At 63.2% G+C, this 24,300-nt stretch carries 20 protein-coding genes and 1 pseudogene; 6 read left to right on the top strand and 15 right to left on the bottom strand.

Annotated elements, in window-relative coordinates:
• Positions 1-17: 17 nt before the first annotated feature.
• From bglA to AC1DYO_RS01640, 4 genes are all read right to left on the bottom strand, one after another.
• A complete protein-coding gene (gene bglA, locus AC1DYO_RS01655; protein ID WP_477259664.1) occupies positions 18-1,682 on the bottom strand; it encodes a beta-galactosidase BglA in 1,665 nt (554 codons plus the stop codon).
• Between the two features lie 5 nt (positions 1,683-1,687).
• Entirely contained in the window at positions 1,688-2,842 is a 1,155-nt protein-coding gene (locus AC1DYO_RS01650) for a carbohydrate ABC transporter permease (protein WP_477259662.1), read from the bottom strand.
• Position 2,843: 1 nt separating this feature from the next.
• Positions 2,844-3,857, bottom strand: a complete 1,014-nt coding sequence (locus AC1DYO_RS01645) for a carbohydrate ABC transporter permease (RefSeq protein ID WP_477259661.1) — start codon at positions 3,855-3,857, stop codon at positions 2,844-2,846.
• A 219-nt stretch (positions 3,858-4,076) separates the two neighbouring features.
• Positions 4,077-5,432, bottom strand: coding sequence for an ABC transporter substrate-binding protein (locus tag AC1DYO_RS01640; RefSeq protein ID WP_477259659.1), 1,356 nt, complete (start codon positions 5,430-5,432; stop codon positions 4,077-4,079).
• 364 nt (positions 5,433-5,796) lie between these two features.
• Here AC1DYO_RS01640 and AC1DYO_RS01635 point away from each other — a divergent pair, with 364 nt between their 5' ends.
• The 4 genes and pseudogenes from AC1DYO_RS01635 to AC1DYO_RS01620 all read left to right on the top strand — a co-directional run bounded on the left by AC1DYO_RS01635 (position 5,797) and on the right by AC1DYO_RS01620 (position 10,264).
• Positions 5,797-6,819, top strand: a complete 1,023-nt coding sequence (locus AC1DYO_RS01635) for a substrate-binding domain-containing protein (RefSeq protein WP_181056708.1) — start codon at positions 5,797-5,799, stop codon at positions 6,817-6,819.
• Positions 6,820-7,392: 573 nt separating this feature from the next.
• Positions 7,393-8,418: a hydroxyacid dehydrogenase gene (locus AC1DYO_RS01630; RefSeq protein ID WP_477259656.1), complete on the top strand. Its 1,026-nt coding sequence runs from the start codon at positions 7,393-7,395 to the stop codon at positions 8,416-8,418.
• Between the two features lie 43 nt (positions 8,419-8,461).
• Positions 8,462-8,746 (top strand): annotated as a pseudogene (locus AC1DYO_RS01625) (substrate-binding domain-containing protein); the annotation flags it as partial.
• A 171-nt stretch (positions 8,747-8,917) separates the two neighbouring features.
• Complete coding sequence (locus tag AC1DYO_RS01620) at positions 8,918-10,264, top strand: NAD(P)/FAD-dependent oxidoreductase (protein ID WP_477259654.1); 1,347 nt, start codon at positions 8,918-8,920, stop codon at positions 10,262-10,264.
• Between the two features lie 13 nt (positions 10,265-10,277).
• On the opposite strand, the gene AC1DYO_RS01615 is transcribed toward AC1DYO_RS01620, so the two are convergent.
• Entirely contained in the window at positions 10,278-10,622 is a 345-nt protein-coding gene (locus AC1DYO_RS01615) for a VOC family protein (protein WP_477259652.1), read from the bottom strand.
• Between the two features lie 120 nt (positions 10,623-10,742).
• Complete coding sequence (locus AC1DYO_RS01610; RefSeq protein WP_477259650.1) at positions 10,743-11,651, bottom strand: LysR family transcriptional regulator; 909 nt, start codon at positions 11,649-11,651, stop codon at positions 10,743-10,745.
• A 106-nt stretch (positions 11,652-11,757) separates the two neighbouring features.
• Between AC1DYO_RS01610 and AC1DYO_RS01605 the strand changes: the two genes are divergently transcribed.
• Positions 11,758-12,576, top strand: coding sequence for a class I SAM-dependent methyltransferase (locus tag AC1DYO_RS01605; protein ID WP_477259648.1), 819 nt, complete (start codon positions 11,758-11,760; stop codon positions 12,574-12,576).
• Positions 12,577-12,599: 23 nt separating this feature from the next.
• A complete protein-coding gene (locus AC1DYO_RS01600) occupies positions 12,600-13,094 on the top strand; it encodes a hypothetical protein (protein WP_477259646.1) in 495 nt (164 codons plus the stop codon).
• A gap of 10 nt (positions 13,095-13,104) precedes the next feature.
• On the opposite strand, the gene AC1DYO_RS01595 is transcribed toward AC1DYO_RS01600, so the two are convergent.
• From AC1DYO_RS01595 to AC1DYO_RS01555, 9 genes are all read right to left on the bottom strand, one after another.
• On the bottom strand, positions 13,105-14,535 hold the full coding sequence (locus AC1DYO_RS01595; protein WP_477259644.1) for a S8 family serine peptidase: 1,431 nt from the start codon (positions 14,533-14,535) through the stop codon (positions 13,105-13,107).
• Positions 14,525-15,193: an anti-sigma factor gene (locus AC1DYO_RS01590; RefSeq protein ID WP_477259642.1), complete on the bottom strand. Its 669-nt coding sequence runs from the start codon at positions 15,191-15,193 to the stop codon at positions 14,525-14,527. Before AC1DYO_RS01590 ends, AC1DYO_RS01595 begins: the two co-directional genes overlap by 11 nt.
• Positions 15,190-15,756, bottom strand: a complete 567-nt coding sequence (locus tag AC1DYO_RS01585) for a sigma-70 family RNA polymerase sigma factor (protein WP_181056698.1) — start codon at positions 15,754-15,756, stop codon at positions 15,190-15,192. The genes AC1DYO_RS01590 and AC1DYO_RS01585 overlap by 4 nt, the downstream gene beginning before the upstream one ends.
• Positions 15,757-16,051: 295 nt before the next feature.
• Entirely contained in the window at positions 16,052-16,891 is an 840-nt protein-coding gene (locus tag AC1DYO_RS01580) for an alkaline phosphatase family protein (RefSeq protein WP_477259640.1), read from the bottom strand.
• A 181-nt stretch (positions 16,892-17,072) separates the two neighbouring features.
• Positions 17,073-18,728 carry an ABC transporter ATP-binding protein gene (locus AC1DYO_RS01575; RefSeq protein ID WP_477259638.1) on the bottom strand — a complete coding sequence of 552 codons (1,656 nt, stop codon included), beginning with the start codon at positions 18,726-18,728 and terminating at the stop codon, positions 17,073-17,075.
• Positions 18,728-19,552 carry an ABC transporter permease gene (locus AC1DYO_RS01570; protein WP_477259636.1) on the bottom strand — a complete coding sequence of 275 codons (825 nt, stop codon included), beginning with the start codon at positions 19,550-19,552 and terminating at the stop codon, positions 18,728-18,730. Before AC1DYO_RS01570 ends, AC1DYO_RS01575 begins: the two co-directional genes overlap by 1 nt.
• Before the next feature lie 9 nt (positions 19,553-19,561).
• The gene (locus tag AC1DYO_RS01565) at positions 19,562-20,521 is read right to left on the bottom strand and encodes an ABC transporter permease (RefSeq protein ID WP_477259634.1); all 960 of its coding nucleotides are present in this window, start codon (positions 20,519-20,521) and stop codon (positions 19,562-19,564) included.
• 15 nt (positions 20,522-20,536) lie between these two features.
• Positions 20,537-22,126 carry an ABC transporter substrate-binding protein gene (locus AC1DYO_RS01560; RefSeq protein WP_477259632.1) on the bottom strand — a complete coding sequence of 530 codons (1,590 nt, stop codon included), beginning with the start codon at positions 22,124-22,126 and terminating at the stop codon, positions 20,537-20,539.
• Between the two features lie 156 nt (positions 22,127-22,282).
• Positions 22,283-24,268, bottom strand: a complete 1,986-nt coding sequence (locus AC1DYO_RS01555; RefSeq protein WP_477259630.1) for a CocE/NonD family hydrolase — start codon at positions 24,266-24,268, stop codon at positions 22,283-22,285.
• Positions 24,269-24,300 lie beyond the last annotated feature (32 nt).

Raw genomic sequence — 24,300 nt, 5'->3', positions numbered from 1 at the left:
TTCAGTTTCGTCAAAACTCAGTCGATACGCCCGAACCAGGCGCCGTAGCCGCCGAGGCGGATGGAACCGGTGCCGGATTGTCCCGAAAAACCGTGCCCTGGCAGTGGTTGCAGCGCCTGGCCGCCGAGATTGACCTCGGCCGGCCTGCTGGCCAAATTGAAGACGCAGACGATCTGCTCATTGCCCTCACGGCGGGTGAAGGCGACAGTGTCGCCCTCGCTTTCGATGAACTCGATGTCGCCTTTGGCCAGCGCCGGATGCTGGCGGCGGAAGCCGAGAAAGCGCCGGTAGTGCTCGAGCAGCGAGGCGGCGTCGCCCTGCTGAACATTGACCGCTTGCGACAAATGCTTGCCGGGCACCGGCAGCCAGGGCTTGGCCGTTGAAAAGCCGGCATTGCTGGCGGTGGCGTCCCACACCATCGGCGTGCGGCAGCCGTCGCGACCCTTGAATTCGGGCCAGAAGCGGATGCCGTACGGGTCCTGCAGATCCTCGAACTTAAGCTCGGCTTCGCCCAGCCCAAGCTCCTCGCCCTGATAGAGGCAGACCGAGCCACGCAGCGACATCAGCAGCGCCGAGATCACCTTGAGATAGGCGGCCGGATCGGTCTCATCGGCGGCCCAGCGCGAGGCCGGACGCATCACGTCATGATTGGAGAAGGCCCAGCATGACCAGCCGTCGCTGGCGACCTTGCCGAAGGCTTCCAGCACCTGGCGCACCTTGGCGGCGCTGATCTTTTCCGGCGCCAGGAAATCGAAGGAATAGCACATGTGGACGCGTTTGCCGCCGGCCGTGTAGGCGGCGACCACTTCCAGCCCGCGCTGCGAATCACCGACTTCGCCGACGGCGGCGGTCGCCGGATATTCGTCGAGCAGCGCCCGGAACCGTTCGAGGAAGGCAAGGTTCTCCGGCCGGCTCTTGTCGTAGATGTGGTCCTGGTAGTTGTAGGGGTTGACGGCAGGTGCGGTCTGGTCGTTGCGCTCTTCCGGCGGCAGCGGCGGATTGTTCTCCAGCCCCTGGCTGTGGAAGTAGAAATTGATGGTGTCGAGCCGGAAGCCGTCGACGCCGCGCTCCAGCCAGAAGCGGGTGACGTCGAGCAGCGCGTCCTGGACTTCCAGATTGTGGAAGTTGAGGTCCGGCTGCTCTGACAGGAAATTGTGCAGATAATATTGCTGGCGGCTGGTGTCCCACTGCCAGGCCGAGCCGCCGAAGATCGACAGCCAGTTGTTGGGCGGCGTGCCGTCGGGCCGGGCGTCGGCCCAGACATACCAGTCGGCCTTCGGGTTGCTGCGGTTGGCGCGGCTTTCCTTGAACCATGGATGGATGTCGGCGGTGTGCGACAGCACCTCGTCGATCATCACCTTGAGGCCAAGGTGATGGGCTTCGGCAACCAGCGCATCGAAATCGGCAAGCGTGCCGAACATCGGGTCGACGTCGCAATAGTCCGAGACATCGTAGCCGAAATCCTTCATCGGCGACTTGAAGAAGGGCGAAATCCAGATGGCATCGACGCCCAGCGAAGCGATGTAGGGCAGCCTGCGGATGATGCCCTTGAGATCGCCGATGCCGTCGCCATTGGAGTCCTGGTAGGAGCGCGGATAGATCTGGTAGATCACCGCGCCCCGCCACCAGTCGCGATCGATGGCGAGATCGGGTTTCGAGGTCGCCTTCAAAGCGGATTGCATCAGTCTCAACCTCCTTTGACCGAGCCGGCCAGCAGCCCGCGGACGAAATAGCGCTGCAGCGAGAAGAACACGATCAGCGGCACGATGATGGTCACGAAGGCCGATGTCGTCAGGATCTCCCAGTCGCCGCCGCGCGAACCGAGCAGCGCATTAAGCTTGGCGGTCAGCACGATCTGATCGCCCTCGGTACCGAGGAAAACCATCGCCACCAACAAATCGTTCCACACCCACAGGAACTGGAAGATGGCGAAGGAGGCCAGCACCGGGAACGACAGCGGCAGCACGATCTTGACGAAGATCTCGAAATCGCTGGCGCCGTCGATACGTGCCGATTCCATGATCTCTCGCGGCAGACCGGCAATGTAGCTGCGCAAGAGATAGATGGCGAAGGGCAGGCCGAAGCCGGTATGCGCCAGCCAGATGCCGAGATAGGTTTTCGACGGAACGCCGAAGAAAGTTCCGACGCCGTTGTAGAGTTTGAGCAATGGAATCAGCGACATCTGCAGCGGCACGACCAGCAGGCCGATGATGACGGCGATCAGCAGCGCACGGCCGGGAAAGCGCATCCAGGCCAGTGCATAGGCGGCGAAAGCCGCGATCAGGATCGGGATGACGGTCGCCGGAATGGTGACGGTCAGCGAGTTCATGAACGAGCGGCCGATGCCTTCTGAAAACAACACGGTGTTGTAATTGTCGGTGGTGAATTTCGGCGGCGCCGACGAGGCATAATAGACGCGCTGGCCACGGTCGCCCTCAAAGGCTTTCGGCGACGACATGACGAAAGTCCCGTCGGCATTGAGCTGCAAGGTGACGCCGTCGCCGAGATCGGCCGTCGTTCCTGCCGGATACTGCGTCGGCGCGGCCGACTTGACGCCGAAGGCGCTGATGTTGCGGGCGGCAGCGTCGCCGAAGATGTTGCCGGCAAGCACGAACTTGCCGTCCTTTTCGACCTGCGCCGAGGCCGGCGGCAACCGGCCGGCTTCGGTCTGGGTGGAGCTGGAGAACGAGTTCCACCAGCCCGAGGCGATGATCTGGTCCTTGTCGCGCAGCGACGAAACCAGGATGCCGAGCGTCGGCACGGTCCAGATGGCGACGAAGATGAGTACGGCGATGTGGACGCCGAAACGGCTGGCAAAGGATTTTCCGGTTGCGACGGCCATCTCAATGTCCTCCCGTCTCTTTGTTCGCCTGGCGGATGTTCCAGACCATGATCGGGATGACCGCGATCATGATGATGATGGCGATGGTCGCGCCGCGGCCGAAATCACCGCCGCCGCGGAACATCCAGTCAAACATCAGATTGGCCAGCACCTGACTGTTCCATTGGCCATTGGTCATGGTCAGCACGATGTCGAATACTTTCAGCACCAGGATGGTGATCGTCGTCCAGACCACGGCGATCGTGCCCCAGATCTGCGGCACCATGATCTTCCAGAAGATCTGGAACGGATTGGCGCCGTCGATGACGGCGGCTTCGAGTGTCTCTTCGGGGATGCCGCGCAATGCCGAAGACAGGATGACCATGGCAAAGCCGGTCTGGATCCAGATCAGGATGATCATCAGGAAGAAATTGTTCCAGAACGGCAGCGATATCCAGACCTGCGGCTGGCCGCCGAAATACTGGATGATGGCGTTGAGCAGGCCGATCTGCGTCTGGCCCTCGCCGCGATATTCGTAGATGAATTTCCAGATCACGCTGGCGCCGACGAAGGAGATCGCCAGCGGCAGGAAAATCAGGCTCTTGGCGATCGTGCCCCACCAGATCTTGTCGGTGAGCACGGCGATGATCAGCCCGAGGAAGGTGCACGCCGCCGGCACCACCGCCAGCCAGATGATGTTGTTGAGGATCGAGTTGCGGAACTCGCGGTCGCCGAACGCCCATTCATAGTTGGCGAAGCCGACAAAGTGCTGGCCGCCGCGGTCGAGGAAGGACAGCCAGAGCGTCGCCACCACCGGATAGATCAGATAGACGGTGAGGATGATCATCGCCGGGCCGACGAACAGCCACGGACGGACCAGCCCTTGCCGGCGCAGATTGTCGATGGCTGCAGCCCCGGCGACACCGCGCGACGGGAATATCAGGTCGACCAGTTTGTTGGCGCCCCAGAAATAGGCGACGCAGCCGCCGACGCCGATGATGATGACAAAAATGGCCGAGAAGATCTGAGCAGCCATGGGTCCCTCTCCCTGCGCATGATCGGCCGGGCCTTGAACAGCCCTGGCGATGTGGCAATGCGCCGATTTAAGTTATTCGGAACGAACGAACGCAAATCGGTCCGGCACACTGTGCCGGTCGGATCCGGGCCAACAAGGCCCGGATCCCGTCTGTGGAGGACGTCCTAAAAACTGCAGCCTGAGCGGCTGCTGACTCGCCGCTGATTACTTGCCCACTGATTACTTGATCGCGTCCCAGCTCTTCTGGATGTCGGTGGCGACATCCTGCGCCGACTTGCCGCCGACCAGATCGATCATGCCGGTCCAGAAGGCGCCGGCGCCGATCTTGCCCGGCATCAGGTCCGAGCCGTCGAAGCGGAAGGTCGACGCGTTGGCCAGGATGTCGCCCTGCTTGCGCAGCGCGTCACTGGCATAGGCATCCTTGTTGACCGACTTGAACGGCGTCACGAAGCCGCCTTGGGCCATCCAGATTTCATGCGCCAGCGGCATCTTCAGGAATTCGATGAAAGCGCGCGCGCCCTTCGAGTCCTTGGTGATCATGGCCAGCGTACCAGCGCCGAGCACAGGCGTGCCAAGCTCGGGCTTCGAGGCATAGGGCGGGTAGTAGAAGAAGTCGGCGTCCTGACCCACCTTGGTGCCTTCCGGGAAGAAGGTCGGGATGAACGAGGCCTGATGGTGCAAATAGCATTTCGGCGGCACCGAGAAGAGGCCCTTCGGGCTGTCGCGGAAGTCGGTCGCGGCAACCGCCTTGGCGCCGCCGTCGACCATCTTGTCGTCGGTGGCGATCTTGCCGAAGATGTCGATGGCATTGACCACCGCCGGATCGTTGAACGGAATCTCGTTCTTCACCCACTTGTCGTAGACGTCGGGCGCCTGGGTGCGCAGCATGATGTCTTCGACCCAGTCGGTCGCCGGCCAGCCGGTGGCGCCGCCCGAGCCGAGGCCGATGCACCACGGCGTGCCGCCGTCGGCGACGATCTTCTTCTCGAGATCGGCGAGTTCTTCCTGGGTCTTGGGAACCTTGTAGCCGGCTTCCTCGAAATTGTCCGGCGAATACCAGACCAGCGATTTCACGTCGGCCTTGTAGGGGAAGGCGAAGAAGCCCGGCTTGCCGTCCTTGTCCTTGAAAGTGCCGAGGTCGACCCATGACTGGCCGGCGCCGTAATTATCCTTGACCCATTTGGCGGTGTCGTCGCCCAGCGGCGTCAGCAGGCCTTTGGAGGCCAGGTCCTGGATCAGGCCCGGCTGCGGCAGCACGGCGATGTTGGGCGGGCTGCCGGCCTGGGTGTCGATGACGATCTGCTGTTCGTAATTCTCCGACGAGGAGTATTTGATCTCGGCGCCGGTGGCTTCCTGGAAATATTCGAGAACCGTGCGGATGAGGCCTTCGTCCTCGCCGCGCCATGGCCCGAAGATGGTCAGCGTCTCGCCCTTGAGATCGACCTTTTTCAGCTCTTCGTAGTTGGCCCAGTTGAACCGCGGGTCCTCGCCCGGCTTGAACTTCAGTTCGGCTTGCGCCGGCAGGGTCAAGGCCAGCGTGGTAAACGCTGCGCCAAGCAGAAGCATCTTCTTCATCGGTATTCCTCCCAGTGGTCACATACACCCGGACGGAACCTCCATTCCGTCCGCCGACGCCGCAGGACTGTGACTCACTCGGAAAGGAACCGCAACCTTTCGAAAGAGTCTTCCAAAGCGCTTTGGTCCTTTTGATCTCGCCATTGAATCCAACGGAAGTCAAGAGGGTAGTAGGCTAATCGATTTAATTTCATGCTGCAACACTTGATAAAGTGCACTGCAGCATAGTTTTTTGGCGGTGCAGCAGCATATTATGCTTCAAACTGGCCAGACCAGTGCGTATGGTCGATGGGCTCGGCGGCGCCCGTCGTGGCGGCAGCGTGGATTCAAAATTAAAAGCGCTTTGAGGCTTGGAGACCTCCCGGTGAACCTGAAGCAGCTCTCCCATATGCTGGCTCTGTCGCAGACAACGGTCAGCCGTGCGCTCAACGGCTATCCGGAGGTCAACGAGGAAACCCGCCGGCGCGTGGTGGATGCCGCCAAGCGCCACGGCTACCGGCCCAACCCGAGCGCGCGCCGGCTGGCGACCGGCAAGACCGGCATGATCGGCTATGTCCTGCCGACCGGCGCGTCGGTCGACATCGATCCGCATTTCGTCGAATTCCTCTCCGGTCTGGGCGACTATGCCCGCTCGCACGAACTCGACCTCGTTCTGTCGCCGGCAGATGCCGACGACCAGGAGACCACCTATCGCCGCATCGTCGCCAACCGACAGGTCGACGCGGTCTACATCTCCTCGCCACGGCCGGCCGACCGGCGGGTGGCGCTGGTCAACACGCTCGGCATCCCCTTCATCGTCCATGGCCGCAGCGACGGCTTCGATTTCGACTACCCGTTCACTGACATCGACAATGAGGGCGCCTTCCACGAGGCGGCCCGGCTGCTGGTCCAGCTCGGCCACCGGCGCCTCGCGCTGATCAATGGCGACGACCGCGAGACCTTCGCCATCCACCGTGAGCGCGGCATGCGCCGAGCGCTGGCCGCCAGCGGCCTGACGCTCGGCGAGCGCCATGTCTGCTCGGTGACGATGACCGAGGAGAACGGCTATCGCGCCGCCCGGCGCCTGCTCGAACAGAGCGAGCCGCCAACCGCGATCGCCTGCTCCAGCCTGATCATGTCGCTCGGCGTCGTGCGCGCGGTGCGCGATCTCGGCCTGACCATTCCCGGCGACCTGTCGCTGATTGCTCATGACGACGTCTTCCCATGGCTGAAGCCGGAGAATTTTTCCGTTCCGCTGTCGACGACGCGCTCGTCGATCCGCCTTGCCGGCGCACGCGTCGCCGAGCGGCTGGCGGCGCGGATATCAGGGCTGGAGGAGGGCGCCCGCGGCGAGGTCTGGCCGGTCGACCTGGTGGTCAGGGGCTCGGTGGCGGGCGCGCCGGTATAGGGTCAGAACTCAATCACATGTAGCGATCGAGCTGGAGCCAAAGCCTACGTCCGTCTTCCACGACGCGAATGGCCCCTACGCGCCCAACATCAGCCGTGGAGCAGACATACATGCGTCCCGGAAAGCGGACGCGATGCACTCCTGCTTCTGGCGCGATGTGGGTTGGGCGACCAGATCGTGCTCGACGGCACTGACCGCGTACTTCGCGCCTCGACCAACGCCGCCAACTGAGGCGGAGATACTCCCGCTATAGCCAGGAAAAGTGAATGCAGGACCTCTGCTGCGCTATTTTTTTGGACGGTCGTGTGCGAGGCTTAGGCCGTGGGTCCGATATGCCCTAGGAAAGAAGCATGCTTAAGATGCGTTGCGCCCCCTCCGGCAGCGATTGCGGTTGAGCACTCAAGCCGCTGCCCGGCAACGCGGGGAATGCGCACGCATCTGTCCAACACCTGCCAGCGCATTTTCCGCGGCCGACGGACCAACCAGCCCGGACGGCGCTTCGAAGCGGATTGAAATCGGCAAGAACTGTTCCGTCGGGAGAATTCGAAGGTATTTGAGGAGATCGCCACCATCATGAGCGCTCAAGGCTTGCCCAGCGTTCTCGCATTTGAACGCTACGACCCGACTGATGCCTCGCTGGACTGGCTGCGCGAGCGTGGGGTCAACGTCATTTTCGGCAATGCGCTCTGGGAAATGCCGTTCAAGCGCTTCACCGAGGATGAGCTGATTGCCAAGGCACATGGCTGTGTCGCCTTGATGGGGGCAAGCGGCACCCGCATCACCAGGCGCGTGATGCAGGCGCTTCCGGATCTGCGCTACATCTCAAAATATGGCATTGGCGTCGACAGCATCGACATCGACGCCGCCACCGAGCACGGCATTCTGGTTTCGAGTACGCCGAACGATTTTCAGATCTTCACGGTCAGCGAGCACGCGGTCGCCCTGATGCTGGCGGTTGCCAAACAACTTGGCACGTGGACGCCCGAATTCATGCGGCGTGGCGGGTGGCGCGGCCTGACCCATGGCGCGACGCTGCGCGGCGCCACCGTCGGCATCCTCGGCCTCGGTCGCATCGGCCGTGGCGTGGCGCAACGGCTGTCGGGCTGGGAGACCCGCATCCTTGCCTACGATCCCTTCCTGAAGGAAGCGCCTCCAGGCATCGAACTCGTCGACTTCTTCACCCTGATGGAGCAATCCGACTTCCTGACGCTGCACGCAACGCCGAGCCCGGATAACCATCACATCCTGAACGCCGCCGCGTTCGCGAAGATGAAACCGTCAGCCATCGTCGTCAACACCGGGCGCGGGTCGCTGATCGACTACACAGCCCTGCGAGCAGCGCTGGCCAATGGCCAAATCGCGGGTGCGGCGCTCGACGTGTTCGACCAGGAGCCGCCGAAGACCGACGATCCGCTGTTTTCGCTACCCAACGTCTTGTGCACCCCACATGTCGCGGCCTGGACGACAGAAGGAACTCAGGCCATCGGCTGGCATGCGGCCAAGAACCTGTGGGCCATGATGAGCGGCGAAGGACAAGCCGATATCGTCAACCCGCAAGCCAAGCAGCGTAGGACTGCGGCCTCGCTCAGCGACGTGTGATTTCAGGAGGCTGCACCAAGCCGCCCCTTGATGCCCTTGCTCATCCAGCCTGATCATGTCGCTCGGCGTCGTGCGCGCGGTGCGCGATCTCGGCCTGACCATTCCCGGCGACCTGTCGCTGATTGCCCATGACGACGTCTTCCCATGGCTAAAGCCGGAGAATTTCTCCGTTCCGCTGTCGACGACGCGCTCGTCGATCCGCCTTGCCGGCGCCCGCGTCGCCGAGCGGCTGGCGGCGCGCATTTCCGGCCTGGAAGAGGGCGCCCGCGGCGAGGTCTGGTCGGTCGACCTGGTGGTCAGGGGTTCGGTGGCGGGCGCGCCGGTTTAGGGATCAACCCAGTCACTCCTTTAGACCGAGTTCGACACCTTGCGGACGTTTGACTGCGGATAGATTGAAGTGTCGTGGGACAACGGTCTGCCTGGCCCTGTCCTTGCTTTGGCTTCTAGGGGGTGGCAACCAGTCAGCCAGAGCCATCGACCAGCCTACAGGGTGCGCCACTTGCCTACATTCCCGTTCTCCGAAGCGGATACAATCCAGCATCCTGGCCCACCGCCGAAGAGTTCGGAGGTGGTGATCGTTGGCGGCGGTGTTATTGGCGTAACGACGGCGCTTTTCCTGGCGCAGCGCAACATTCCGGTGACGCTGCTGGAGAAGGGACGCGTTGCGGCCGAACAGTCCTCGCGAAACTGGGGCTGGATACGAAAGCAGGGACGAGACGCCGACGAGTTGCCCATTGTCATCGAGGCTATTCGCCTGTGGCGGCAACTGGCTGAGGAGTGCGGCGAAGACATCGGGCTGACCCAGACAGGCGTGACCTACCTGGCGAACTCGGACAAGGACATGGCCGGCTTCGAAGCATTCATGAAGATCGCGGCGATCCATGCGCTCGACACGCGCCTCCTGGACGGCGACGAAACGGCGAAACTCATCAAAGGCACGTCGCGCAAGTTCAACGGCGCGATGACGACACCCTCCGACATGCGTGCGGAGCCTTGGTTGGCGGTGCCGGCGCTTGCCCGGCTTGCCGTGCGAAAAGGCGTCAAAATCGTCGAGAATTGCGCAGCACGGACACTCGAGATCTCGGCCGGCAGGATCAAGGGCGTGTGGACCGAGGCGGGGTATATCGAGGCCTCCAGCGTACTGGTTGCGGGCGGCGCCTGGTCATCCCTGCTTTTGCGAAGACACGGCGTGTCCATCCCCCAGCTCAGCGTCAGGGTGACCGCAGCCGCAACGGAGCCCTTGCCTGAGATCTATCCGGGCGCGGCGGCTGATGACCACATCGCTTTCAGGCGCCGGCAGGATGGCGGCTACACGCTCGCCCCGGGGAGCAGCCATTTGCTTTACCTGGGGCCTGATGCATTCCGCCACGCCACCAAATATCTGCCCGCCCTTAGGGACAGTCCGCTGGGAACACGCTACTTGCCGTTCGCGCCATCAGGCTACCCCGATGGCTGGTCGACCCCGCGCGATTGGGCGCCGGATTCGCAGAGCCCTTTCGAGAGAAAGCGGGTGCTCAACCCGGCCCCGGAACCCGCCAAATTGCGATCGATAGAACGCAATTTCAAACGCCTTTTTCCACAGTTCGAAACCGTTCGCCTGAAGGCCGGCTGGGGCGGCATGATCGACGCCATGCCCGACGTCGTCCCCGTCGTGGATCGGGTAGAGGCAATCGGCGGTCTGTTCGTCGCGACGGGAATGAGCGGCCACGGCTTCGGTGTCGGGCCTGGCATAGGGCGCGTCGTTGCCGACCTGATTCAGGGAAACCAGACCGGGCACGATCTCAGCCGTTTCCGCCTGTCGCGCTTCCATGATGGGAGCCCTGTCCGGTTAGGTCCGGCCCTCTGACGATCAGTGGAACTTACTTTGAGGGAGGTTCCGCCAAGGTGATCAGGTTGCCATCGGGATCGTTAAGCTGTGCAATCTTCCCGAATTCGCCGGCCTTCTCGTCCCGAACCGACAAGCCCGCACGTGCGAGTTCCTGTCGGGCAACGGACATTTGCGGAACGACAATAGTGCAGCGGCCGTGACCGGCGTTGGTTTCGTCGCGAAAAAGTTGAATGTTGGCCCCAGCAACGTCGCGCCATTGGATGAGATTGTCCATCGGACGATCGTCCGGCCCACGCCCGAACAAGATCGAATAAAACTGTTCAGCCCGTTTCATATCCTTGGTTGTCAGTGCCGCATAAACGCCTTGGATCTGCATTTCGTTCTCCTTCATCTAGGAGAAAAACTCAGCCTCTGGCGGTTTGGTTCCGTCCGGGATCTTCGCCGTCAGACTACTCACTTCTTCAGCGCTTCCGCCGCTTTCTACCCATTCATTGCCTCAAGCCGCAGATTTGAGGTGATCGATGAAAGCGCGCAGTTTCGGCAGGACTTGGCGCTTGCCGGGATGATAGAGGAAGACGCCTGGCGTCGCGGCGGCCAAGCCCTCCAGCACCGGCTTGAGTTTTCCCTGGGCGATCGGACCTTCAGCGACGGGTCGAGGCGTCTGCGCCAGCCCGACGCCCTGCATCGCAGCCCCCAGCAACGTCGGATAGTCGTGCGCGATCAGCGGGCCTGTGACCATCGCCTCGACCGCCTCGTTGCCGTCGGCGAAAGACCAGGGCGCAAGGGCGCCGTTCGAGCGGCGCAAGCGCAGGCAGGCGTGGTGGCGCAAGTCGTCGACACGCTCGGGACAGCCGTGGCGGTCGAGATAGTCGGGGCTGCCGACAACTACAAACGAGAACGATGGCGTAAGTCGCACCGCGACCATGTCGGGCGCGATGAACTGTCCCAAGCGAATGCCGGCATCGAAGCCGCCGGTCGCCAGATCGACCATCTCGTCGCTCGCGGCAATCTCCAGTTCGATCTCTGGGTAGGCCCGGCAGAACGACGCGATCATCGGCTCCAGGATCAAGGGCACGACGGAACGGGGCACCGATAGGCGCAGCAGCCCCGTCGGCCGTTGGCCGACGTCGCGCGCGGCCTCGCCGGCCGCGACGATCTCCTCGAAGGCAGGTCCGGCGCGGTCGAGGAAGCGCTGGCCGGCCTCGGTCAGACCGACGCTCCGCGTCGTGCGGGCGAACAGCGCCGCACCCATACGGGCTTCCAGCGTGCGCACCGCCTGGCTCACCGCGGATGGCGTCACTCCGAGATCGGCGGCGGCACGGCGGAAGTTGCGGTGCCTGGCGACTGCCAGGAAGACCTCCACGCCCTCCAGGGCGCCATGCCGGATTGTGTAGTTCTGCTTCATAGGTTGTTCTGATTACAGCGGATGRTCGAATTATGGAAGCGGGCTTAGGTAAGAGCGGCAAGTCAGACATCTTGCCCAGAGATATCTTGCCCAGGAGATATATTGCATGACCGATGAACTTGATGGCGTGCGTGACCATTATCGCGCGACCGGCCTGACCGAGCGGCTGAAGACGGTACTGGCTGCCCTCGGCCCGGAGGATCAGCGTCTTACGCCCCAGCAATTGGGTGCCGTCGACCAGTTTCACACCCGTGGGCTTGCTGCCACCGCCGAGCTTGCCCAATTGGCGGGGATCGCGGCCGGCATGTCGGTTCTGGACGTCGGTTCGGGCGTCGGCGGGCCGGCGCGCTTTCTGGCCGCGACCCATGGCTGCTTGGTTACCGGCGTCGACCTCAGCGAGCCTTTCGTGGATGCCGCGCGCTACCTGACCGAGCGGACGGGACAGAGCGGGCAGCTGTCATTCCAGATTGCCAGCGCGCTGGGGCTACCATTCGATGATGGCCGTTTCGACGTCGCGCTGCTGCAGCATGTGGCGATGAACATTTCCGACCGGGCGCGGCTCTACAGTGAGATCCGGCGCGTGCTGAAGCCTGGCGGCAGGTTTGCCACCTTCGACGTCGTCTCGGTCATTGGCGAGCCGCACTATCCGCTGCCTTGGGCGCGAACGCCGGCGACGAGCTTCCTCCTCACAGCCGAAGCGACGGGCGAGACGATCGAACCGGCCGGCTTCCGCGTGCTGGCATGGCAAGACGACACCGAGACCGCCAAGGCCTGGTTCGCGCAACTGCGCGCATCCGGGCCGCCGCCTTCACCAAATCTCGGCGTGGTGATGGGACCGGACTTCGCTGAGCTCTCGACCAACCTGGGACGAAATCTCATGCAAGGCCGGCTCGGCGTCCTGACCGCGGTGTTCGAGGCCGTGTGAACCAACTGATGATGGGAGGCCAAATGTCGACGGAAGTCCTGTTCCAAATCCATCTCGTTCTAGGCTATGTCGCGTGGCTGCTTTGCTTTGGCGCTTATATTTGGCCGTGGTTAAGCGCGATGGAAGGGGTCGCGGCGCAACGCGCCATCGCTACCCTCCACAGCTTCCGCTTCTTCGGGCTGGTCTTCATCCTTCCGGGCGTCGTCAGCCCCGATCTACCTTCCAGCTTCGCCACCTTTGCCGCCTATGGCGACTTCGCAACAGGCGTGCTGGCCATGCTGGCGCTGCTCACGGTGAGGATACGTTCGCTGTTCTGGCTGTTCGTCGTCGCCTTCAATCTCGTGGGAACTGTCGACATCGTCGTCGACTACTACCATGCCATACAGGTCAACCTTCCCGCGCACGCGGAGTGGCTGGGCGGCACCTACGCGATCCCGGTCATCTATGTACCGCTGCTGATGATCACGCACATCGTGGCAATCTATTTTTTGGTACGTCCTCGGCAAACCGAGACTTGAGCCAGCGCGGCTACTCCTTCGCCGCTTCCGCCGCTTTCGTATCCAGCAGGCCGTAGCCGAAATCATTGTCGCGCCCCTTCGGGCCGAGATCCCTCGCGGTGGCGGCCAGCGCCTTCTCGATGTCGTCGGCCGAGCGTTCGGGCGCGGCATGGATCAAATTGGCGATGGCGCCGCTGACGATCGCGGCGGCAAACGAGGTGCCGGTGACGACGTCCGAGCCGGCGCCGCTCGGCGCCACCATCTCGACGCCGGGCGCCGAGATAAAGACATAGGCGCCGCGATTGGCCTGCTGCATCAGCCCGTCCTTGGCGTCGGTGGCGGTGACCGCGATGACGCCGTCATAGGCGGCGGGGTAACCATAGGGCGCTTTCGGCCCGTTGTTGCCGGCCGCCGCAACCAGAATGATGCCGAGCCCGCGCGCATTGCGGCAGGCTGTGGCGAGCAGTTCGTTCTTGGGGCCGACGAAGCTCATATTGATGATGCTGACATTCTGGTCCGCCGCCCAGTCGAGCGCCGACAGGATGACGTCCATCGTCGACTTGCCGTCCTCGAAGGCGCGGGCGTGATAGATACGGGCGCCGGGCGCCATGCCTTCGAGTGCACCGACACCGGCGATAAGGCCGTCGACCGAAGTGCCGTGGTCGCGCTTTTCGATCGGCACATTGGGCATGGCGTCGAACTGGTCGGCAATGACGCCGGCCAGCGCCGGATTGGTGTCGTCGATGCCGGTGTCGATGACGGCGACGCGCACATTTTCGCCGCTGGCCTTTTTGTTGTCGAGCTGAATGCGCTCGAAGGCATAGTTGACGATGCCGGCGGCCTGCTGCAGCGAATAGACATGGTTGGGCTCGCGCCGCTGGGTGCGGCCGTCGGCGGCCAGCTGCGCCAGCACGGTGCCGACCGGGCGGCCGTCGGGAATGCCGAAGCGGACCAGCGTGGTGCCGAGCAGCCGCGACTGGCGCTGCGAGCGCACTTGCAGGCCAAAGGAGGCGGCGATCTGCTGAACGGCGCCGGCATCGCCATCGACGGTCACCAGCACCTCGTCGGGCACGAAATCGCCGGCGATGGCACGCCGCGGCGCAGTCGCGACAAGATCGGTCGGCGAAACGATCGGGCCGCCGACCGGCGGTCCGGCCTGCGTATCGGCAGGCGGCGCTGACGGCCGTGGCGTCGGCACGGGTGCCGCGGAAGCAGGCGGATTGGGAAACAGGTCGACGATCAGGGCCGGCAAGACAACAGCGCCCTGGCCGCCGCCCGCTCCGCCATTTGCACCATCGTCGTCCTTGGGGCAGTCGGCAGCCGCCGCACCGGCCGCGTCGGTGCAGTCCACCTTTGTGCGGCCGGTATTGGGTTCGTTGGTCTGGGCGGACGCGGGCACGGCGGCGATTGTCATCGCCGCCGTAAGGATTGCCACAAATCGAAGGGCTGCTTCAGCCGCCATCAACCGGTTTCCTTCCCTCGATGACAGTCTCCGCAAAAGGCTGGGCGGCAATAAGGCCGACAAGCTTGGTGTAGTCTGCTCCGGTCTTGGCCGGGATGGCAATGCGGAAGACGCCCGAGGCGGTCGGCCCGCCGGCGATCTTCAATCCGTTCTGGTCAAGGAAGACGGCGATGTCGGACATCTTGGCCTCCGGCTTGAACTTGACCAGCGCGAACGGCAGTTTCGCCAGATCGTCCTCGGCGCCTGCAATCTCGAAATCATTGCCCTTGCCACCGGTGTGCACGTAGGACTGCACCACGACGAGCGCCAGCAGCACCGCGGCTGCCGCCCAGGCGACACCGACCGGCACCGCCATGAAACGGTCGAGCGCCTGCGCCAACCAGGAGCGACCCGCCGGCGCGCGCACCGGCCCGGCTTCGGCGTCGAGCGCCTTGGCAAAGCGGCTGAGCGCATCGGCCGGCGGCCGGATCGCCTCGTTGGCGGCGGTGGTGCCGGAGAATTCGGCCTCGGCCTCGGCAAGCGCTGCCATCGCGGCCGGATCGGACGCCAGCCATTCCTCGACGGCTTCGAGGTCAGAACCCTCCAGCGAGCCGTTCAGGTAGAACGGCAGCAGCGTTTCCATTTCGTCGCGGCGCGACATCTTTTCAGCGGCACTCATGGCCACCCCCTGTCGTAACCGGCGGCCTTGAGGGCTTCGCCGAGTTTCTTGCGGGCGTAAAACATTCGGGTCTTGACGGTGGCGACCGGGATGTTGAGCACCTCGCCGATCTCTGTCACTGACTGTCCGTGGTAATAGGCAAGGTCGATCACCGAGCGGTGTTCTTCCGGCAAGGCATCGACGAAGCGGCGCAAGGCGGCGCCCTTGTCTTCCTTCATGGTCGCGACTTCCGGCGTGTCGGCGCTGTCGGGAACCTGCGCCGCATCGTCGTCGTCGATCCAGTCTTCCTTTTTCTTGCGCAGCATCGACAGCGCCTTGAAACGGGCGATGCCGAGCAGCCATGTCGAGACTTCCGAGCGTCCTTCGAAGCCGGGCGCCTGGCGCCACAGCTCAAGAAAAACTTCGTTTGCGATATCGTCGGCCATCATTTCCGATCCCGTCTGGCGCACCACGAAGCGGTAGACCCGCGCGTGGTGACGCATGAACAGCAGCCGAACAGCGGCACGGTCGCCCTTCGCGACCCGGTCGACAAGCGCGCGATCAGTCTCTGTCGCTGCCGTCATTGCCGGTCGAGCCGCCTGGCTCCTGTCTGCTCTGTCGCCGATCGGTCCAAAAAGGTTCATCCTTCCGCCAAGGAATTTTCCGGAAGCTAACTGAAGAAGGTGAGTGTTGCCAGAGGTGCGCCTTTTTCCCTTCTCCCCCTGTGGGAGAAGGTGGATCGGCGCGTAGCGCCGAGACGGATGAGGGGTGTTCCAGCGAAATGAGGCGTTGGCGTTCCCTGAAACACCCCTCATCCGACCTCGCTTCGCGAGGCCACCTTCTCCCACAAGGGGAGAAGGTAAGGGCTCTGCACTCACATCACCCCAAAAACGGCTTCGCCTTCATCGTCTCCGGCACCGCCACGCCCAGCCGCTTCAGCACCGTCGGCGCCAGCTGCAGCTGGTCGAGCAGCGTGTCCGCATTCGGCCCTTTGCCTTTCCCGAAATAATACAGTGCGAAATCCTGCATTTCGTCGTCGTGGCCGCCATGATGGCCACGGTCGGTCTGGCCGTGATCTGCGGTAACGATCACCTCGTAGCCGGCTTGCCGCCAGAGGGGCAGGAAGGCGGCCAGCATGCCGTCCATCGCATAGCAGGCATGGTCCATCTCGTGGCAATCGTGGCCGAAGCGGTGGCCCATCGAATCCAGCGTACAGGTGTGCAGGATGCCGTATTCGATCCCGTGGCGCCGGGTCAGCATGGTCAGGGTCGCAAACAGGTCGACATCGCTCGGCGTCATCTGGTTGCGCAAATTGTAGCCGGTCATGGTGTGGAAGCGGCCATGCGTGATCGGTCCGTCCGGCTCATCGAACTCCATGTCTTCGACCAGGTCGAACGGATAGGAGCGGAAGAATTCCGACCAGTAGGAGTGGGTCACCGCGCCGGTCTTGCCGCCGGCCTTGCTGACCTCGGAGAAAATGTCCGGCTTGTTGACGAGAAAACGGTTCTCGTTGGACAGGATGCCGTGCTCCTGCGGCGTAACTCCTGTGTGGATCGAGGCGTAGCAGCAGGCCGAGGTCGACGGCAGCACCGAGCGCATCTTCCACACCTGCGCCTCGCCCGACTGCACCCAGCCCTCGAGATTGCCCATCAGCCGGCGCCAGTTTCGGTAGGGCACGCCATCGAGGACGATGAGGAGAAGCTTGGTCTTGAGCGCCATGGCAGGCTCTATGAAGTTGGCAGTTTGAAATCAGGACGCCGTGTGCCGTTTCGGGCATGCGGCGTTTGATAGTGTCAGCTGAATGCTAGGCGTTCAGCCGCGCGAGCCGTGTCCGCTCGCGCCGATCTTTTCCGTTCAGCATTGCAGCCGGATGACGGCAGCGCTGTCTATCTCGGGCGGATCAGTTGCCCGCGCTGGCCATGCGCCGTCCCTTGATCGCCTTCTCCAGCCAGCCGATCTCCATCTCTGGGACGGAGGACAGGAGCAGGTCGGTATAGGCGTCGAAGGGTGGCGTCAGCACCTTGCTCTTGGCGCCGTAGCGCACCACCTCGCCGCGATACATCACCGCGATCGAATCGGCGATCGACTTCACCGTTGCCAGATCGTGGGTGATGAAGAGGTAGGCGACCTTCTCGTGCTGCTGCAGGTTGAGCAGCAGCTTGAGGATGCCGTTGGCGACCAGCGGGTCGAGCGCCGATGTCACCTCGTCGCAGATGATCAGCTTCGGCTTGGCGGCAAGCGAGCGGGCGATACAGACGCGCTGCTTCTGGCCGCCGGACAGTTCGGCCGGATAGCGGTCGAGGAAGCCCTTGCCCATCTCGATCTCGTCGAGCAGTTCGGCAACGCGCTTGTCGCGCTCGCGGCCGCGTATGCCGAAATAGAATTCCAGCGGCCGGCCGATGATGGTGCCGACGGTCTGGCGCGGGTTCATCGCCACGTCGGCCATCTGGTAGATCATCTGCAATTGCCGCAGATCCTCCTTCGGCCGGTCGGCAAGCCGGTTGGCTAGCGGCCTGCCATCGAAGGTGACGGTGCCTTCCTCGGGCGGCAACAGCCCGGTGATGGCGCGCGCCAGCGTCGACTTGCCGGAGCCGGATTCGCCGACGACGGCCAGCGTCTGGCCCGGATAAATGTCGACCGAGACGTTCTTCAGCACCTTGACGTTGCCGCCGCCATAAGCGGCGGTGACGTTCTTGACCGACAGGAACGGCGCGGTACCTGGCTTCTGTTCGGCATGCTCGATCTCATGCACCGAGACCAGCGCATTGGTGTATTCCTGGCGCGGTTCCTTGATGATCTGGCGGGTGCCGCCCCATTCGACCAGCCTGCCATGGCGCAGCACCATGATCTCGTCCGAGACCTGGGCGACGACGGCAAGATCGTGGGTGATGTAGAGCGCCGCGACATGGGTGTCGCGGATGGCGTCCTTGATCGCCGCCAGCACATCGATCTGCGTCGTCACGTCGAGCGCGGTGGTCGGCTCGTCGAAGACGATCAGGTCGGGTTCCGAGCACAGCGCCATCGCCGTCATCACCCGCTGCAGCTGGCCGCCGGAGACCTGGTGCGGGAAACGTTCGCCGATGGTTTCAGGATTCGGCAGGCTGAGCTTCTTGAACAGCGCCACGGCGCGTTTCTCGGCCTCGGCCCGTGTCGCCGTGCCGTGCAACAGCGTGGCTTCCACCACCTGATCCATCAGCTTGTGCGCCGGGTTGAAGGCGGCGGCCGCCGATTGCGCGACATAGCAGACCTCGCGGCCGCGCAATTTGCGGAAACCTTCCTTGCCGCCCTTGAGGATGTCGCGGCCGTTGAGGAGCACCTCGCCGCCGGTGATGCGCACACCGCCGCGGCCATAGCCCATCGACGACAGGCCGATGGTCGACTTGCCGGCACCGGACTCGCCGATCAGGCCGAGCACCTTGCCCTTTTCCAGCGTCAGCGAGACATCGTGCACCAGCACGATGTTCTTCGGCGCCTCGCCGGGCGGAAACACTGTCGCTTCGATGCGCAGATTGCGGATATCGAGCAGCAGGCCGGGTTTTGCCTTTGTGTCAGCCATCACCCGCGTCCTCCCTTCAGGCTTGTCGTGCGGTTGAGGATCCAGTCGGCGACAAGGTTAACCGAGATTGCCAGTGCGGCGATCGCCCCGGCGGGAATAAGTGCCGCCCCGATACCGAAGACGATGCCGTCCTTGTTTTCCTTGACCATGCCGCCCCAGTCGGCATCCGGCGGTTGCACGCCAAGGCCGAGGAAGGACAGCGTCGACAGGAACAGCACCGCATAGATGAAGCGCAGGCCAAGTTCCGAGACCAGCGGCGACAGCGCGTTGGGCAGGATCTCGCGGAAGATGATCCAGCCGCTGCCTTCGCCGCGCAATTTGGCGGCCTCGACATAGTCCATGACGTTGATGTCGACGGCCACCGCTCGCGACAGGCGATAGACGCGGGTCGAGTCGAGAATGCCCATCACCAGGATCAGCGTCACCAGATTGGTCGGCAGCACCGAAAGCACGACGAGGCCCATGATCAGCGTCGGGATCGACATCAGGAGATCGACAAGCCGCGACAGCAGCGTGTCGTACCAGCCGCCGAAAACCGCCGCCGAGAAGCCGAGGATGGCGCCGAGCGAGAACGACAGCGCGGTGGCCAGCACGGCGATGAACAGCGTGATGCGGGCGCCGTAGATCATGCGCGACAGCAGGTCACGGCCGAGATTGTCGGTGCCGAGCCAATGTGCGGATGACATAGGTTCCCAGACGTCACCGATGATTTCGCCATTGCCGTGTGGCGCGATGAAGGGCGCGAAGATCGCCGCCAGCACGAACAGTGACGTCAGCACGATGCCGATCAGCGCGGGGATCGGGATGCGTTTGATATCGAGCATACCCGCCCCCTATTTCGGATGTCTGAGACGCGGATTGGCGACGATTGCCGCAATGTCCGCAATGATGTTCAGGCTGATGTAGACGGCGGCAAAAATCAGGCCGACCGCCTGCACGACGGGCACGTCGCGCTTGGTGACGTGGTCGACCAGATATTGCCCCATGCCCGGATAGACGAAGATCACTTCGACCACCACGACGCCGACGATCAGGTAGGCGAGGTTGAGCATGACGACGTTGATGATCGGCGCGATGGCGTTGGGAAAGGCATGCTTGCGAATGACATTGAACGCCGACAGGCCTTTCAGCTCCGCCGTCTCGACATAGGCCGACTGCATGACATTGAGGATCGCAGCGCGCGTCATGCGCATCATGTGGGCAAGCACCACCAGCGTCAGAGCCGTCGCCGGCAACGCGATCGCCTGCATGCGTTCGAGGAACGGCATCCCCTCATAGACGGTGGAGATGCCGGGAAAGATCTGCCACTTCACGGCGAAGAAATAGACGAGCACATAGCCGATGAAGAATTCGGGAAACGACGTCGAGGCGAGCGCCAGCCCCGAGATCAGCTTGTCGACCCAGCCATTGCGATAACGCACTGCAATCAGACCGAGGATGATCGCCAGCGGCACGGCGACGACCGCCGCCCAGAAAGCGAGGAACAGCGTGTTCCACAACCGTCCGCTGATCGACGTTGCAATATCCTGGCCGCTCGACATCGCGGTGCCGAGATCGCCGGTCACGACGCCGCCGAGCCAGCGGAAATATCTGAGATAGGCCGGGTCGTTGAGACCCAGCTGCTCGCGCAGATTGGCGAGCGATACCGGCGTCGCGGATTGTCCGAGAATGGCTTGTGCAACATCGCCGGGCAGGATCTGGGTGCCGGCGAAGATCAGGACCGAAACGGCCAACAGGAGAACGATGCCCAGCGCAATGCGCTGGGCAATTAGTTTCAGGATGGGTGAGGACATATCCGCAAGGCCGGCTCAGGCTTCGAGCCAGCACTTGGCCAGAGCGTATCCGTTCATCAGCTCCTGATGCGGATCGTCCACCCAACCGGCGACCTTGGCGCCCGTCGCGTCGATGAACTGATTGAACATCGGCAGGATGAGACCGCCTTCGTCGCGGACGAGCATCGCCATGTCTCGATACATAGCTTTGCGCTTGGCCTCGTCGAGCTCGCCGCGTGCCGCCAGCACCATCTTGTCAAAATCCGGACGCAGGAAACGCGTGTCGTTCCACTCGGCCGTCGACAGATAGGCGGTGGAGTACATCTGGTCCTGCGTCGAGCGCCCCCCCCAGTAGGAGGCGGAGAAGGGCTGCTTGTTCCAGACTTCCGACCAGTAGCCATCGCCGGGTTCGCGCTTGATCTCCAGCGTGATGCCGGCCTTGGCCGCGCTCTGCTGATAGAGCTGCGCCGCATCGACGGCGCCCGGGAAGGCGACGTCCGATGTGCGCAGCAGGATGGCGCCGTCATGGCCCGACTTCTTGAAGTGGAACTTGGCCTTGTCGGGATCGTATTTGCGCTGCTCGATATCGTCGGAAAACAACGGGTAGGCCGAATTGATCGGGAAATCGTTGCCTAGCGAACCATAGCCGCGCAGGATCTTGTCCAGCATCTCCTCGCGATCGATCGCCAGCTTCAGCGCCATGCGCAGATCGTTGTTGTCGAAGGGCGCCGTGTTGCAGTGCATGATGAAGACGTAGTGGCCGGGGCCGGCGTGGTTGCGGATGGTGACGCCGGGCAGACGCTTGATCAGGTCGACGATCTTCGGCTCGACGCGGTTGATCATGTTCACCTGGCCGCCCTGCAAGGCCGCCGTGCGCGCCGTCGCGTCGTTGATGACGATAACCTCGACCTGGTCAGCATGGCCCATCTTGTCGCCTTGCCAGTAGTTGGCGAAGCGCTCACCGCCATGGCGCACGCCCGGCTCGTTGGTGGTGATCTTGTAGGGGCCGGCCGAGATGCCGGCATCGGCCTTGTCTTTGCCGCCATTGGGCTGGACGATCAAATGATAGTCGCTGAGCAGGTAGGGAAGGTCGGCATTGGCTTCCTTCAGCGTCAGCACGACTTCCTTGCCGCTGGCCTTGATCGTCTCGATGCCCTTCATGTAGCCCAGCGCGCCGGACTTCGACTTCTCGTCCGAATGACGCTCAAGCGTGGCAGCCACGTCCTCGGCGGTCACCGTCTTGCCATTGTGGAACTCGACACCGTCACGGATTTTCAGTGTCCAGGTCTTGGCGTCATCCGACGCACCGATCTCCTCGGCAATGCGGTTCTCGAGTTTGCCTTCCGGAGAAAGCTCGACGATCATTTCGCCCCACATCTTGGCGAAGGCGAACGGCACCTGGGTCATCATCAGTGCCGGATCGAGGCTGTCAGTGGACTGGCCGCCGACCAGACCGGCCTTCAGCGTGCCGCCCTTGACCGGACCTGCCGCGCGCGCAGCGCTTGAGAGCAGTGAGTTGGCGAAGGGCGCGGTCACGCCGAGCGCTGCCGCCCGGCCGAGAAAATCGCGACGGCTCAGTTTGCCGGACGCAACGCGCCGGCTCAGATATTCGAGTTCGTTGGACATTTGAGTTCCTCACTCTGTTGGTTCGACCTTGTGGTCGTTTTTTTGTTTGTTATTACCGAGGGAATAATGACCGGAAGCCAAAGCCGTAAGCAAGACCGAATGCGACATGCCGTGGCGTAAATCGCACGTCGCAACTGGACCAGTCCACTCGGGAGCTCAGAGCAGGGAGCGCGGGACGCTTTCTTCGAAATTGCGCTCGAAAACCAGGATATCGCCTTCATAGGCTTCGATTCTGGCGCTGACGATGAAGTTTTGCGCATCGCAGCGCATCTCGGCAGACGTCTCGGTGCGCACTGACCATCCATTTCGCGACAAGGTCTGCGTCCAGTGCGTCCGGCCCGAGGCCGACAACGGGTCGTCGGGATGGATCGACCACCTCTCGCGGGCAATGCTGCCATTGGCAAGCCCATGCGCGAGATCGCGCACTTCGCCGAAATCGTCGGTAATGGACAGCGTGACGATGCCGGTCTTCTCGTCGCGATCCACATGACGCTCGGAATTCGCCGCACGAACCGTCTCGGTCGCCCAGGGCGTAGCGCCTTCAGGGGCCTGGAATGAGACCTCGTCGCCTTTTGCCAATGGGCGCAACGGCAGCCTCAGCGTCGCCGCCGAAAGGTCGAGCCGCACCGGCTCGGGCGACGGCCAGATCATCGGCCAGTAAGCGTTGGAGACGGCAATGCGCAGGCGGTGTCCAGCCGGAACGCGGTAGGCGCATTGGTCGAGGACAACGCGCGCCGAAACGGTCTCGCCCGGCACCAGCGCTTGCGGGTGTTCATGCGAGTTGCGATGCGTCAGGTTGAGCACACCGTAGGAGATCAGCTCCGAGGCGCCGTCGGGATGGACGTCGCACAGCCGTACCGCAATGTTTGCCTGTGGCCGATCCGACGATACCCCGATGAGAAGCTCCGGCGCGCCGACGATGTCGATGGCTTCAGCGAGCGGTGGCTGGTCGAAACAGACCGACAGTGCGTCGTCGGGGCGCTGGTCGCCCGGCAGTTCCGGGCCAAAGGTGAAGGGAAAATATTCGCCGCCGGCGAGCCCGCAGCTTTGCGGTGTCACCACGATCGCCGGCTTGGCGTCGGCTGCGATGAGTTCGATCGTCTCGATCTTGATGTTGGGTGACGGCCACTCCTGCTCTGCGATCCAGCGGCCAGGCCGCTCCGGGTGCCAGCGCGACGGCCGCACGCTGTCCATGACATAGGCGCGATAGTCCGGGTCGGCCTCGACGCCGGTGTCGACGCCCTTCAGCCAGCGATCCCACCAGCGCAGAGCCTCCTGCAGGAAACCGATGGCAGGCTTTGGTCCTGCATAGTGCGGGTATTTGTGGATCCACGGCCCGACAATGCCCTTCACCGGCGCCTGGATGTTGGTGACCAGGTGCGAGATCGTGTTGCGGTAGCCGTCATGCCAGCCGCCGATCGACAGCACCGCAGCTTTGACAGCGGAAAAATCCTCGCAGATCGAACCGCGTTTCCAATAGGCGTCGCGGTGCTGATGGCTAAGCCATAGCGGCAAAAGGAAAGACTGGTTTTCCAGCCGTGTCAGCCACAAATCGCGCCAGCGGTTGTCGCCGGCGATTAGCGGATCCGGCGGCCGCGACGAGTAGGACAGCATGGTCGAAGCCCAGCCGAAATTCTCAGTCAGCAGGCAGCCGCCCTTGTAATGGATGTCGTCGGCATAGCGGTCGACGGTCGAACACAGGCTGATGACAGCCTTCAGCGCCGGCGGCTGTTTGGCCGCCACCTGCAGGCAGTTGAAGCCGCCCCAGGAGATGCCCATCATGCCGACGCTGCCGTTGCACCAAGGCTGCGCAGCCGCCCATGCGATGACGTCGCTGGCGTCCTGCAATTCCTGTTCGGAGTATTCGTCGTCCATCAGCCCTTCGGAATCGCCATTGCCGCGCATGTCGACGCGGATCGAAGCGTAGCCGTGGCCGGCGAAATAGGGATGCGTCAGCTGATCGCGAAAAATGGTGCCGTCGCGCTTGCGGTAGGGCAGATGCTCGAGGATCGCCGGAACCGGATCATCGCCCGCATCCTGCGGCATCCACACCCGCGCCGACAGCCGGCAGCCATCCGGCATGGTGATGCCCATATCCGGAAATTCGACGACCTTGCGGGGAAATTCGGTGACGGTTTTCATAGGCTGGCATAACGCCCCGCCATCCCGAGACT

The organism is Mesorhizobium sp. P2_F5 (assembly GCF_056403715.1).
Note: the sequence above shows the minus strand (reverse complement) of the source record. Positions and strands in the feature narration are given on the sequence as shown.